Source organism: Psychromonas sp. SP041 (assembly GCF_000470315.2).
In the GTDB taxonomy this organism is placed as follows: domain Bacteria; phylum Pseudomonadota; class Gammaproteobacteria; order Enterobacterales; family Psychromonadaceae; genus Psychromonas.
The window spans coordinates 79,778-94,050 of the sequence record NZ_CBRF02000003.1 but is presented as its reverse complement, the minus strand read 5'-3'; the positions used below and the strand labels follow the sequence as shown (position 1 = coordinate 94,050).

The 14,273-nt window shown below is 37.2% G+C and carries 11 protein-coding genes and 1 pseudogene; 10 read left to right on the top strand and 2 right to left on the bottom strand.

What is annotated here, in order from left to right; translation table 11 throughout:
* Nucleotides 1-73: 73 nt before the first annotated feature.
* The 7 genes and pseudogenes from SP041_RS21135 to SP041_RS02800 form a co-directional block, all read left to right on the top strand.
* Nucleotides 74-245, top strand: a pseudogene (locus tag SP041_RS21135) (IS6 family transposase); the annotation flags it as partial.
* Nucleotides 246-1,178: 933 nt separating this feature from the next.
* Nucleotides 1,179-3,974: a monovalent cation/H+ antiporter subunit A gene (locus SP041_RS02825; RefSeq protein ID WP_025563329.1), complete on the top strand. Its 2,796-nt coding sequence runs from the start codon at nt 1,179-1,181 to the stop codon at nt 3,972-3,974.
* A complete protein-coding gene (locus SP041_RS02820; RefSeq protein WP_025563328.1) occupies nt 3,974-4,327 on the top strand; it encodes a Na+/H+ antiporter subunit C in 354 nt (117 codons plus the stop codon). The genes SP041_RS02825 and SP041_RS02820 overlap by 1 nt, the downstream gene beginning before the upstream one ends.
* Nucleotides 4,324-5,835, top strand: coding sequence for a monovalent cation/H+ antiporter subunit D (locus SP041_RS02815; protein ID WP_037048260.1), 1,512 nt, complete (start codon nt 4,324-4,326; stop codon nt 5,833-5,835). The genes SP041_RS02820 and SP041_RS02815 overlap by 4 nt, the downstream gene beginning before the upstream one ends.
* Nucleotides 5,835-6,335 carry a Na+/H+ antiporter subunit E gene (locus SP041_RS02810; RefSeq protein WP_025563326.1) on the top strand — a complete coding sequence of 167 codons (501 nt, stop codon included), beginning with the start codon at nt 5,835-5,837 and terminating at the stop codon, nt 6,333-6,335. The genes SP041_RS02815 and SP041_RS02810 overlap by 1 nt, the downstream gene beginning before the upstream one ends.
* Nucleotides 6,329-6,598 (top strand): K+/H+ antiporter subunit F, encoded by a 270-nt coding sequence (locus tag SP041_RS02805; protein ID WP_025563325.1) that lies wholly within the window; start codon nt 6,329-6,331, stop codon nt 6,596-6,598. The genes SP041_RS02810 and SP041_RS02805 overlap by 7 nt, the downstream gene beginning before the upstream one ends.
* 9 nt (nt 6,599-6,607) lie before the next feature.
* Nucleotides 6,608-6,973, top strand: a complete 366-nt coding sequence (locus SP041_RS02800) for a Na+/H+ antiporter subunit G (protein ID WP_025563324.1) — start codon at nt 6,608-6,610, stop codon at nt 6,971-6,973.
* Nucleotides 6,974-7,884: 911 nt separating this feature from the next.
* Here the strand turns inward: SP041_RS02800 and SP041_RS02795 are convergent.
* Nucleotides 7,885-8,823, bottom strand: a complete 939-nt coding sequence (locus SP041_RS02795) for a LysR family transcriptional regulator (protein WP_025563323.1) — start codon at nt 8,821-8,823, stop codon at nt 7,885-7,887.
* A 108-nt stretch (nt 8,824-8,931) separates the two neighbouring features.
* Here SP041_RS02795 and SP041_RS02790 point away from each other — a divergent pair, with 108 nt between their 5' ends.
* On the top strand, nt 8,932-10,404 hold the full coding sequence (locus SP041_RS02790; protein ID WP_025563322.1) for an NAD-dependent succinate-semialdehyde dehydrogenase: 1,473 nt from the start codon (nt 8,932-8,934) through the stop codon (nt 10,402-10,404).
* 58 nt (nt 10,405-10,462) lie between these two features.
* Nucleotides 10,463-11,740, top strand: a complete 1,278-nt coding sequence (gabT, locus tag SP041_RS02785) for a 4-aminobutyrate--2-oxoglutarate transaminase (RefSeq protein WP_025563321.1) — start codon at nt 10,463-10,465, stop codon at nt 11,738-11,740.
* Nucleotides 11,741-11,831: 91 nt separating this feature from the next.
* Here gabT and SP041_RS02780 read toward each other — a convergent pair whose 3' ends face one another.
* The gene (locus tag SP041_RS02780; protein ID WP_025563320.1) at nt 11,832-12,626 is read right to left on the bottom strand and encodes a helix-turn-helix transcriptional regulator; all 795 of its coding nucleotides are present in this window, start codon (nt 12,624-12,626) and stop codon (nt 11,832-11,834) included.
* A 310-nt stretch (nt 12,627-12,936) separates the two neighbouring features.
* On the opposite strand from SP041_RS02780, the gene SP041_RS02775 reads away from it, so the two are divergent.
* Nucleotides 12,937-14,271, top strand: coding sequence for an amino acid permease (locus SP041_RS02775; protein ID WP_025563319.1), 1,335 nt, complete (start codon nt 12,937-12,939; stop codon nt 14,269-14,271).
* The last annotated feature ends 2 nt before the right edge of the window (nt 14,272-14,273 follow it).

The following is a 14,273-nucleotide window of genomic DNA, read 5'->3' as shown; positions in this document are numbered from 1 at the left end:
ATTGTTGTGGGAGGGTATTGTCAAGGGCGGTACAGTCAGTTAACCCCTCAACCAATTGTGCGATAATTTTCTGATGACAAATTCAAACATCTACGCTGATTATCGTTATCCTGCACAAATTATTAGTCATGCAGTTTGGCTTTATCATCGTTTTACGCTCAGTTTTCATGATATCGAAGAATTACTTGCTGCTAGGGGGCGTAGTCAGTTATGAAACGATTCGTCAGTGGTGCAAAAAGTATGGATCAATCTACTGAAAATTGTGACAGATAAATTAGCAAGTTATTCAGCTGCTAAAAAAAAATTAATACCAAGTGTCGAACATTCAACAGCTCAGTATGAAAACCATGGATGTGACCAGTATTCCGAAGTAAAGTGCATCAAGCCATTCGGCAGCAGGAAAGGAAAATGCATAAGTTCAAATCGCAAGGGAAAACTCAACGGTTTTTGAGTTGCCATGGTGTGATTAATAGCTTGTTTCGACTTGGCCATCATTTAATGCAAGCGAAACATTATCGTCTTTTCCACGATCGTTCCTTTGTTGAATGAGATAGGGCTAGTTGTGTCCAAAATTTAGATTAAAGCTGATTTTATAGCCTTTAATCTAACCGAGTACATAAGTTGACAACACCTGTTTGATAAAATGGTTGAAAGACCAAAATTAGCCTACTTGTAGAGCAAGCCTATTTTACGTCTTTGTAAATTATTTTTTGATTCGTAATAAACTTCAAGTAATTCTCCAGCACTACAATTCAAGTCATTACATAACAATACTAGTGTTTCAAAATTAATACAATTATTGGTATATTTAGTTGAATGGTAAGCTCGTTAAGAAAACTTATATTAAATACTCAATTCAATATGATGAGCTTTTCTTATTTAAAAATTTAAATAAACAATCCAAGCTGATAATTTTTTTAACTTTAATAATAATTCAAATAGCTGTCTTGAGATAAGTGCGCTTTATTGTATTTTATCAAGATAAAGTAAGCACTAGTTCAACCCAACAAATAATCGTAATAAAAATGTTATTTGCATGGCAAATTAAGTGCGAAAATAGAAAGCCTTTATAATCAGTGCTTTAGTTGTGTTTGACATAATAAGGCGTTGATTTTTATCTAATTAATCATTATCGTGGTCGGGAATACCAACCACTTAGCTAACGGAGCTTCGCTTAAATGCATTATTTCTGGGTGCCATTTTTACCCATGTTCGGGATTATCGTTCCCTTACTCGCCAATAAACTTAATCGTAGCGCATGTACGCTGGCTACAGCCTTGTTACCTGCTTTAGCGCTTTGCTTGATTTTTCTCGATTTACCAGCGGTATTGGCTGGGGAGTCTTTTAGCAAGAGCATTGAATGGATCCCTCAATTAGGTTTGTCGTTATCATTTCGCCTTGATGGTTTAGCTGCATTATTCAGTATATTGATCTTGGGGATTGGTCTACTGGTTATTTTATATGCGCGTTACTATTTGTCTGAAAAAGACCATATGGGGCGTTTTTACTGTTATTTGATTATGTTTATGACAGCCATGCTCGGCATTGTTATGTCAAACAACATGCTACAACTCTGGTTTTATTGGGAGTTAACCAGTATTAGCTCGTTCTTGCTAATTGGTTTTTGGTCACACAATAGTGATGCACGTAAAGGCGCTCGAATGGCGCTTACTATCACTGGTGCTGGTGGTTTAGCGCTATTAGCTGGGATTATCCTATTAGGTCAAGTCGTTGGTAGCTACGAATTAGATATTGTCCTCAACAGTGGTGAGTTGGTAAAACAAAGCCCTTATTATTTAGCTATTTTAAGCCTCTTTTTAATTGGTGCATTTACTAAGTCTGCCCAATTCCCATTTCACTTTTGGTTGCCTCACGCAATGGCAGCCCCTACGCCAGTCAGTGCTTATTTGCACTCGGCGACTATGGTAAAAGCAGGTATTTTCTTATTAGCACGTTTTTACCCAGTATTAGCCGGCACGGAAGTGTGGTTTGTGGTGGTCTCTTTAACCGGTTTATTCACTATGTTATTGGGGGCTTACACTGCATTATTTAAACATGATTTAAAAGGGCTGTTAGCTTATTCTACTATCAGTCATCTTGGTTTGATCGTATTGTTACTTGGTTTAAATACTGAACTCGCTGCGATTGCTGCAATATTTCATATTATGAATCATGCCGTTTTTAAAGCGTCATTATTTATGGCTGCAGGTATTATTGACCATGAATCCGGTTCGCGAGATATGCGTAAAATTAATGGGCTATGGAAATACATGCCTATTACCGCGACGTTAGCGATGGTTGCCTCTGCATCGATGGCTGGTGTGCCTTTGCTGAATGGGTTTTTATCTAAAGAAATGTTCTTTACTGAAACCTTAGAACAAAGCATTTTAGGCTCTATGTCTTGGTTAATTCCTGTATTAGCGACGATTGCTGCTGCCTTTTCTGTCGCTTATTCACTGCGTTTTATTCATGATGTGTTCTTTAACGGTGAGCCGAAAGGCTTAACTAAAACCCCGCACGAACCACCACGTTATATGCGTGTTCCTGTGGAAATTTTAGTGACGATTTGTTTGTTGGTTGGTATTTTTCCTAACTACACTATTGGCCCATTGTTACAAAGTACTTCATTGGCGGTGCTTAACCATCCGCTACCTGAATATAGTTTAGCCATTTGGCATGGATTGAATCTCCCATTGCTAATGAGTGGGGTGGCGATTATGGGTGGTGTTGCGATTTACTTGAACCGTAAACATTTATTTAAATTTGCAGGGATGTTCCCAGATATTGATGCAAAATTAGTATTTGAAGGTTGCATTCAGGCCTGTGTAACGTGGGCGCAAAAAATAACCATGATATTAGAAAACGGTTCTTTACAGCGTTATGCTTTTTGTCTTTGCTTCTTCGCTTTATTGCTGATCGCACCGCCTTTGTTTGAACTCGATACAACGAGAGGAAGTGTGCCTGGTACGCCTATCAATGGTGCTGTGCTTGTTGCTGCTATCTTGATTATTGCAGGTTCGCTCGCCACCATTATTTGGAGTCATTACCGTCTCATTGCGTTATTAATGTTGTCGCTAGTGGGCTTAGTGGTATCGATAACCTTTGCTTACTTCTCTGCTCCCGACCTAGCGCTTACTCAGCTCTCGGTAGAAATTGTAACGGTTATTTTGTTATTACTGGCGCTTTACTTTTTCCCTCAGCAAACCCCAACGAGTAAAAGTCGTCCTAGTCATTTTGTACGCGACTTGACCGTTGCATCATTCATAGGCTGTATTATTGGTAGTATTTGTTTTGCTTTAATGACCCATCCTTTGGATAGTATTTCTGCATTCTTCTTAGCTAATGCCAAAATCGGCGGTGGCGGAACCAATGTGGTGAACGTTATTCTGGTTGATTTCCGTGGTTTTGATACTTTTGGCGAGATAACGGTACTCGGGATTGCTGCATTAGGTATTCACAAGCTAATTGCTCGCATGCGTTTATCAGTGCGTACTAAAGATTACGCTGGGCGACTATGGGCCAAAGATAAATACCCTGTATTATTATCGGTTGTCTCGCAAAGCTTGTTGCCATTATTTTTGCTTATTTCAGCTTATATATTTATGCGCGGGCACAACTTACCTGGCGGTGGTTTCATTGCTGGTCTGATTACTTCGATTGCGCTAATTCAACAATATCTAGCACACGGTGTTGATTGGATGGCTAAAAGAGTCAGTGTGAGTTATCACTATATGATCGCGATTGGACTAACGATCGCTGGATTAACTGGTTTAGGTAGTTGGATCTTTGATAGACCGTTCTTAACCTCTTGGTTTGAATATGTTTCGTTACCTTGGATAGGTAAATTTGAGCTTGCTAGTGCATTAGTATTTGATATTGGAGTTTACTTCACCGTGATCGGTGCGACACTGCTTATATTAGCGAGCTTAGGCAAGTTAACAACCAAAGAACGACTCACAGTAGGAGAAAGATAATGGAATTAGTCTATGCAGTTTGTGTCGGCTTCATGAGTACCTGTGGCATCTTTTTAATGCTGCGTGGCCATACCTTTACGTTAGTTATTGGGCTTACTTTATTGTCTTACGCGGTTAACTTGTTTTTATTTGCCAGTGGCGGATTAACCATCGGCGCACCTGCAGTACTCAGCAGCAGTGAAAATTACGCAGATCCTCTACCACAGGCGTTAGTACTGACTGCGATTGTTATTGGCTTTGCTATGACCGCTTTTGCTGTGATTTTAGCCATGCGAGGACGCGCAGACTTAGGCAGTGACCACGTCGATGGCATAGAACCTTTTGACCCTTTAGCTGAGGATAAATCCCAATGAGCTTGTTTGACCACTTAGTTATTTTCCCAGTATTAATACCTTTTTTTGTAGCTGTTGCTCTGCTTTTTCCTGGTTTAAGTAACTCCTTAAGCAAACAACGTGTAGTGAGTATCACCGCTAATATTTTAATGGTCGTGGTTGCCTTTTCGCTACTATTCAAAGTTGAGGCTCAAGGTATTCAAGTGTATGCACTTGGTGATTGGTCAGCTCCTTTTGGCATTGTATTAGTTGCTGATCTATTCTCAGTATTAATGGTTTGTTTAAGTGCTATTTTAGGCTTAGCGGTCACCATGTACGCGAGTGCCGGAGAAGATAAAACAGGCGCCTTTTTTCACACACTCATTATGTTCCAACTGATGGGGATTAACGGGGCATTTTTAACCGGTGATGCGTTTAACTTATTTGTATTTTTCGAAGTATTATTAATAGCGTCTTACTCTCTCATGATACACGGAGGGGGCAAGCAACGGACACAAGCTAATATTCATTATGTATTTCTTAACCTAATTGGTTCATCGCTATTTTTATTTGCACTAGGCACGTTGTACGGCACGTTAGGGACACTTAATTTTGCTGATATGGCTGATAGAATTCCATTGCTCTCCAGCAACGAATTACTGATTGCCAAGTCAGGGGCCTTATTGTTATTGGCTGTTTTTGGCTTGAAAGCGGCGATGCTTCCCTTACACTTTTGGTTACCCAAAGCTTACTCGACGACAAGTACTCCAGTCGCTGCATTATTTGCGATTATGACCAAAGTGGGTATCTATAGTATTTGGCGGGTACATGGTGTGATATTTGGTGACCAAGCCGGCGAACTCGCGAATATCGCTTTACCGTGGTTGTGGCCGATTGCTTTATTAACTATTGCTATTGGTGCTATTGCAGTACTCGCGAGTAAAAGTTTGCGGGTGCTTTGTAGTAACTTGGTCATCGTATCCGTCGGTACGCTATTGGTGACCATTAGCTTGAACACAGTACAGGCCACTTCAGCAGGAATTTATTACTTATTACATAGTACAATTGCTTGTGCTGCGATGTTCTTGTTAGCAGGATTAATCCAACAACAACGTGGTCAAGCAGAAGACCGTTTTGTTGCCGCTAGAGCAATGCCACAAGCAGGTATTTTGGGCTTTATTTTTGCTTTATTAGCCATCGCTTTAATTGGTATGCCGCCACTATCAGGGTTTGTTGGTAAAGCATTGATTTTACAGTCAGTCACCAACGCAAGTGAGGCAATGTGGGTTTTCCCAATTATACTAGTGGGAGGATTGATTGCTTTAATCGCCTTATCACGTGCTGGTACCTCATTGTTTTGGCGAACCAATGGTGAAAACACTAGTGCACTAAAAGGTCATCCACTTCAATATTTAGCCATTGGCTTATTGGTCGTGATACTACCTTTGATGGTTATTTTTGGAGGACCAGTAAGTGACTATACGCAATTGGCTGCAGAACAACTTAAAGCAGGTCTAAGTTTGCAACAACTTAACGAGGTCGCTAAATAATGGACAAATTACGTAAATTCGTTTGGTTTCCTACGCCTTACCATAGCGTATTATTATGGTTGGTGTGGCAAATATTACATGATTTTAGTCGTGGGCATATGGTGTTAGGTGCAGTGTTTGCGATTATTATTCCTTGGATTGTCGCCCCTTTGAGTGAAGAAGCTGCAGTCGCAAAAAAACCTATTAAGGCATTGATGTATACGTTTCGTTTGTTAATTGATATTGCTGTTTCTAATTACGATGTAGCGAAGCGTGTATTACAAAGTAATCGAAGTTTAAAGCCTGCTTTTATTGTAGTGCCTTTAGATATTAAAGATCCTGTGCCACTCACTATTTTTACCAGTAGTGTTTCATTAACACCGGGTACGGTGAGTGTTGAGTTGTCTGATGACAGAAAATGGTTATACGTGCATGTGCTGCACCTTGAAGACGAACAGGCATTAATTAAGCTTATCAAAGATCGTTATGAAGCGCCTTTAAAGGAGATTTTCGGATGTTAAGTGTCGCTATACTAATTGCTTGTGCGTTAATTTGTTGTGCTTTGGCCTTAAATGCTTGGCGTTTAATCATTGGCCCCACGACACCAGACAGAATTATTGCCGTTGATACTATGTACATTAATAGTATTGCGCTGATTATTCTATTAGGGATTCATCAAGGCTCTGCCATTTATTATGAAAGTGCATTATTGATTGCGCTGCTTGGTTTTGTAAGTACTTCCGCTTTTTGTAAGTACTTATTACGTGGCGATATTATCGAATAAGGAAAAAAGATGACTGTATTTTTAGAAGTAGTGGTAAGTGTTTTATTAGTATTTGGTGCCATTGTTATGCTAATTGGGTCTATTGGCTTAGCAAAACTCCCTGATTACTTTACTCGGTTACATGCACCAACTAAAGCCAGTACGCTAGGCGTTGCCTGTATTTTAGTGGCATCAATGATATTTTTCAGCGTTCAACTTGGTCACGTAAACTTAAAAGAAGTATTAATTACTATGTTTTTGTTGATCACCGCACCCGTTGCTGCCCATATGTTAGGGAAGGCAGGTTTACATTACAAAGTAAAAATGACTGATAGTACCCAAAACCAACATTTGGCTAAAAAAGCCTATTTACAACAAAACCCTGACGATAAATAGTTCGTTTTTGCTTTACTGTAAATAACCGTAAACAAAGGCCTTAATCGATGTAAGTTATCGTATCAATTCATACAGAAATAACAAAAGTAAATGACGTTGTTCTAATCCTACGGGTAACCTAATGAGCTTTTAGTGCATGTTGGGTGATTTACTTCGAGTTGATCAGCATTTTATACAAACTCAATATTATAGGTTTGCCAGTGATAACTCATTTATAGAATGGGACTGATTTAATTGCATATTAAACTTCGGTTAAGGCGTTTAGTTGGCTTTGCCCAATAAGTTGTCATATCCAACTATTATCGGTATTAATCAAAAAGCTTACATGTATTTCATTTTGTAGAATGGAATAGTCTTTTTCGTACTCCAAGGTAGAAGGTTAGCTGCGCTATTATATTATTGTGGTTACTTTTAATTTATCGTTTTTTAAAATTTTTAATTAAATTTCAAATGTTTAGCTAGAAATTCTCCTAATCTGATAATTCGTGCTTTAAATTCAGCTGTCCGCTCCAAGCCTCTTATAAAGAACTAACTTAAAGCCAAGTTATTATGCTTGGCTAGCTTTCTAAAAACACTTTTAACCCTATCAATGCTCTGATAATGTGTTATCTGTATCAAATACCTAAACTAGTGTTAAGCTCTACAAGATCTTTGTATCGAGAATAGAAAGACTTAATTCCTCCTTCTAAACTATTACTTTTATTTTCTGTGGTGTATCAAACATATTGAAACCATCGTGAATAAAATATCAAATTTTTATATTAATTATAGTCTTTGAGTCGAAAATATCTCAAAAATTAAGCTTCATAGTATTAGCTTTTATGCATAAAAATATGTTCTAATTTAAAATTAGAGCTATTAATGTAGTGCTAGATTTGAGTGTTTGATTTAGAAGGATCCCACTTAAAAGTTCAGATCTTTTTTATTTCCAAATCAAACGCTACCTTAAAAGCACTTTGCAATAATTCAACTTTATTCGGTTCTATTGACACTTTTTTATGCACTAAAGATAAATTAAATTGATAAGTCAGTGTACTTGGTTGAATGATCCTGATTTCACCCATGTTTAATTCTTGTTGAATATAACTTTGCGGCATATACCCTAAGTATTGGCCTGATAATATTACCGTTTTACGCATATCAAACTGGTACGCTTTAGCATTTAAATTTAATTTACTTAACTGCTTACGTCCATTTTCTTCAACATCAATACCTGGATGAATAGTGGAAGCAGAGGCTAAATCTTCAGGTGTAATCTGAGTATCAACCTTGTTAAAGAAAGGGTGCTTTTTACCACAACAAAGATAAATAGGTTCACTAGTTAAAGGTGTGTAACTCAAGCCTTCAATCTTTTGGTAACCAGGAAATATACCAATATGTGCTTTATCTTTAAGTAATAATTTTTCAATGTTAGAAATAGAATCTCCATCTAACGTAATATGTAAATTAGGCGCTTTGCAATGAACAATTTCAATCATATTAGCTAATTTTTTTTGCTTATTTTTATCTAGTTGATCTGCACATAAAATAACTATTTCACCACTAAGCTCTTTACCTAATGTGCCCACTATTAATGAGAAATCATTTAATGAGTCAAATAAATTAATAACCGCTCGATAGACTAATTGACCTTCTTCGGTTAATGAGAAACCACCTCGTCCACGCATACAAAGTTTTAATTTCATTCGTGTTTCAAGGTTAGACATATGAACACTAATCGTCGAGCGGGTAATTCCAAGCGCTTTTTCAGCAGCAGAAAAACCACCGTGCTCTACAACTGAAACAAAAATACGTAATAACCGTAAATCATATTCAGCGATGGGTTTGGGAATGATCGAATGAGTGTTCATAAACTCTCTAATGTTTTATTTAGTTAAACCTTTAGGTTGATAGTTTTATATTTAACATGAATTAAATTTAGTATTCAATAGCCAAACATTAAATCGTAGAGGTTATTTATGCTGAATCATCAAGACTTAGGTTTACAAGATAAACAATTAATTAAACATTTTTCTTATATCAATGGCAGTTGGCACAGTAGTGAATCACAAATTGATGTGATTAACCCTGCGAATGGAGAAGTGATTGCTCGAGTTGCTAATGCGGGGGTTGTTGAAACTGAATTAGCCATCAAATCGGCAAATGATGCATTTAAAATGTGGTCATCAAAATCAGCAAATGAACGTGCTGTCATTATGAAAAACTGGTTTGATTTAATGATCCAACATCAAGACGATTTAGCGCGAATATTAACGTTAGAGCAAGGTAAACCAATTGCAGAAGCAAAAGGTGAAATCGCCTACGGTGCTGCATTTATTGAATGGTTTGCTGAAGAAGGGAAGCGTATTTATGGTGATACTATCCCAGGTCCTTCTAACGATAAACGTATTATTGTGATCAAACAACCCGTTGGTGTCGTCGCATCGATTACCCCATGGAATTTCCCTAATGCAATGATCTCACGCAAAGCAGCAGCTGCATTAGCGGCTGGTTGTACTTTTGTTGTGCGTCCAGCAACACAAACGCCACTTTCTGCGTTGGCTATGGCTGAATTAGCAGAGCGAGCAGGTATACCGGCAGGTGTTTTTAATGTAGTTGTAGGTGATGATGCAAGAGGGATGGGTGAAGTCTTAACCCAGCATCCTGATGTTGATAAATTTACTTTTACTGGTTCAACTGCGGTGGGTAAGTCCTTGATCAGCCAATGCGCAACATCGGTAAAAAAAGTATCGATGGAGTTAGGAGGTAATGCGCCTTTTATTGTATTTAATGATGCAGATATTGATGCCGCAGTAAAAGGGGCGTTAATGTCTAAATATCGTAATGCGGGTCAAACCTGTGTCTGTACGAATCGTATTTTTGTACAAAGCAAAGTGCTTGAAGACTTTACTGAAAAATTTACTGCCGCTGTATCTGCATTAACGATTGGTGATGGCCTAATTGATGGTATTAATATTGGTCCGATGATTTCAAGTCAAGCTGTGGAGGGGGTTGATAAGTTAGTAAAAGAGTCTGTTGCTGCTGGGGCTAAAGTCGTATTGGGTGGGAAAATTGATAAAGCTGGAGATGCTTTTTATCAACCTACTATTTTAACTAACGTGACTAACGATATGCCCATTGCAAGCAATGAAATATTTGGTCCAGTGTCACCAATTATTAGTTTTGAAGATGAAGACGAAGTGATCGCGATGGCAAATGATACTGAGTATGGCTTGGCTGCTTACTTTTACGCTCGCGATATTGGGTTAATTTGGCGAGTGGCTGAAAACCTAGAGTATGGCATGGTAGGTATCAATGAAGGTGCAATTTCCAATGCAGCTGCACCATTTGGTGGTGTAAAACAATCTGGTAATGGACGTGAAGGTTCAAAATATGGATTAGACGATTACTTAGAAATTAAATATTTATGTTTGGGTGGTTTAGATAAATAAACATGATGAGTTAATCGAAATACTTTGATCATGAAAATAATAATATTAGGTGAATAAAATGAACAATACGGACTTACAAAACAGAAAAGTAAAAGTAATTGCACGTGGCCAAGGTAACGTTTATCCAGTGTATGTTGAGCGAGCGAAGAACGCTGAAATTTGGGACGTTGAAGGTAATCGTTATATTGATTTTGGTACTGGTATTGCTGTCTGTAATACCGGTCATAGCCATCCTAAAGTGATTGATGCTGTTAAAAATCAAATAGATAAATTTAGTCATACTTGTGTCATGGTAAACCCTTATGAAAGTGCCGTTGAATTAGCTGAAAAATTAATTGAAATAGCGCCTGGTGGGTCAGATAAAAAAGCGATTTTTGTTACAACAGGGGCTGAAGCCGTAGAAAATTGTGTGAAAATCGCACGAGCACATACAGGGCGTAGAGGTGTTATTGCATTTAATGGTGGGTTTCATGGTCGTACTAATTTAACCATGGCATTAACTGGGAAAATAACGCCTTACAAACATCTGTTTGGTCCATTTCCTGGGGACATTTTCCATGCCCCTTTTCCAATAGAGTCTCATGGCATTTCTGTTAATGACTCTCTGAAAGCGATCGCTAATTTATTTAAAGTGGATATATCTCCAACGGATGTTGCTGCTATTATTGTTGAACCAGTACAAGGCGAAGGCGGTTTTTATTCTGCTCCTACTGAGTTCTTAGTTGCTTTACGCAAGCTGTGCGATGAGCATGGAATTGTTTTAATTGCAGATGAAATTCAAACGGGTTTTGGACGTACAGGTAAAATGTTTAATATGGAATATTCTAATGTTGAACCCGATTTAATTACCATGGCAAAAGGGATCGCTGGTGGCTTTCCAATTTCCGCCGTTGTCGGCAAAAGTGAGATCATGGATGCGCCATTACCAGGCGGATTAGGAGGCACTTATGGCGGTTCTCCTGTTGCCTGTGCCGCTGCTTTAGCTGTACTAGAAGTGATTGAAGAAGAAAACTTAGTTCAACGTTCAAATGAAATCGGAGCTATTTTCAACGAGAAATTAACTTTATTAAAAAATCAACATCCAGAACTTATTTCAGATGTGAGAAATAAAGGGGCAATGATTGCTATAGAGTTAATGACTGATGGTGATATTGAACAGCCAAATAGTGCATTAACACAAGCCATTATCGCCAATGCAGCTAAGTATGGTTTGGTGTTATTAGCCTGTGGATTTTATGGTAATGTGATCCGTTTTTTACCTGCGTTGACAGCAAGTAATGAGATCGTTGAAGAAGGATTAGAACAATTTACTAAACTGTTTAAATCGTTATGTTAATATAATTTTTTAATCGTATTAAATAGAAGATATAAAGAGAAATCTATCTGATGTTGCTAGATTTCTCTTTTTGAAATGAAGGTTATCTTCATTATAACATCGAAAAAATAGGCATTAATAAAGCAAATAACTCTGCTTGTGAACTAATGTTACATTTTGAATAAAGCTGCTTACGAAATACTTTAACGGTTTCTTTACTAATGTTGAGATTAAGTGAAATTGATAAAGAAGAATGGCCTTGTAGTATATAAAGGGCTACTTCTGCTTGTCGTGGACTAAGAGATATATCATGTTGCTCTTTCATTGTTGTTCTTAATCTTTGTTTAATAGGAGGTAAAACAATATTTTTACCCTCTTTTGGTTGATAGCTTCGCCAATGTTGCTGACATAAAGCAGATAATACATTTTCATATGATTTTATCTTTTTCAATTCTGTCTTACCAAATCGCATCCCGCTCGTTTTATCTCGTCCAAAACAGGCTGTTAAAGTTGTGTCGTGACCGAGATTTACGAACAAACAAAATTCATCAACTAATGTCGTTTCTTGATAATACTCATTAAAATAACTTGTTTGTTTAAATTGATCTGGTGCTAAGTCAAAAATGCAATGTATACCTTTTTGGATTCCATTGTTGATAGCGTGGTAAAAAGGATCAAGTAAATAAGCTGCTTTTAAATAATGGCTTTGCATATTGTTATACACAATAGGCGCATTGTATTCTCGATATAGTTCTTCAGGGTTAATATCTTTGTGATACGCAATGATAATTAAGTTATCGAAGCCTATTATCTTTTTTACAAAGTGAGCTAAGGCCTCTGGGAAATTAGCACCGCCAAGCGCTCGAACGACTTCACTTAGTGCTTTATCTTGTTCTTTATTTGGCATTAAATACATTTCCTAGTTGTATAAAAAAACATCTACATCTCATTTTTATCAACTATACCACACTGGGGTTATATACCCCTTCTCATGTCGATTTTATTATAAAACTTCAATTAGCGGGTTATTTTTTGGTTGTATTTATGGAGTTTTAAAATATAAATACAGAAAAAATAAGAATAAAAGTACTTTGATTATTGGTTATTACAGCATCCATTTTGAGGTGTAAACAGTAACTCTGTTCTTGTAACTAGAAATATCCTCGTTCAGTAATTTTATTAAAAACACTTTAATTTAAAATATATGGAGATATAAAATGACAAGTTTGAAATTAACTAGAACCTTAACACTATGGCCACTAATTATAATGGGATTGGCTTATATGACCCCGTTAATTGTTCTAGGAACATTTGGAATAATTGCAGAAGCAAGTAACGGCACTGTACCAATGGCTTTTTTAATTACTACTTTTGCAATGCTTTTTACTGCAAATAGCTATGGAATTATGGCCCGTAGGTATCCCATTGCAGGATCTGCATATACTTTTGCAACTAAGAGTATCGATAGTCGAGTTGGCTTTATGGTTGGTTGGACTATTTTATTAGACTATTTTTTCTTACCAATGGTGATATGGTTAATTGGTGCTGCTTATTTAGGCGCTCAATTCCCTGAAGTCCCACAATGGTTATTTTTAATTGGTTTTGTAGTGTTAACTACTTGTATTAACTATGTAGGTGTTAAAGCAGCTGCAAAATTAAATTCAGTATTAATGATATTTCAATTAGCAGCAATGGTGATATTCGTGGCTTTATCACTAGGTGATATTTATGGAAATGGCGGAATTACCAGTCTATTTAGTTTAACTCCCTTCTTTAATGAGTCTAGTAGCTTGTCTATTGTATTAGCGGGCTCTAGTATTGCGGCATATGCTTTTCTTGGTTTTGATGCGATCACGACTTTTACAGAAGAAACGATTGAACCAGAAAAAACAGTTCCAAAAGCAATTATGCTTTGTACTCTTTTTGCTGGTGTTATTTACGTCGGTGTTGGGTATACAACACAATTAGTTCATCCTGGGTTTATTTTTAATGATACTGATTCAGCTGCTTTTGAAATTGCAGCTAAAATAGGTGGAAATTTCTTCGCTGCTATTTTCTTAGCTGCGATGATTACAGCACAATTTATGTCTGGTATTTCTGCTCAGGCAAGTGTGTCAAGATTACTCTTTGCAATGGGAAGAGATGGTGTTTTACCTAAAAAAATATTTGGTTTTTTACACCCTAAATACTTAACGCCAATTGGTGGTGTTCTTTTATCTGCTATTGCTGCCAGCCTCGCTTTGTTTTTTGATGTTATGCAAGCTGCATCTTTGATTAACTTCGGTGCATTTGTTGCATTTATATTTGTTAATATGTCTGTCATCTTTACTTTTGTTAAAGATACTAAAAAAGGGGTTACGACAGGTTCTAAAATTCTTAACTTAGTTTTCCCTGCAATTGGAACCATTGTGACTTTTTTCCTTATGACTAAGCTAGATCTTAATGCGTTGACTGTTGGATCAATTTGGCTGGGTTTAGGTTTTATCTATTTAGTTTATTTAACAAAAGGATTCACCCAACCGACTCCTACTCTTCATTTTGAGGAATCTTAAAA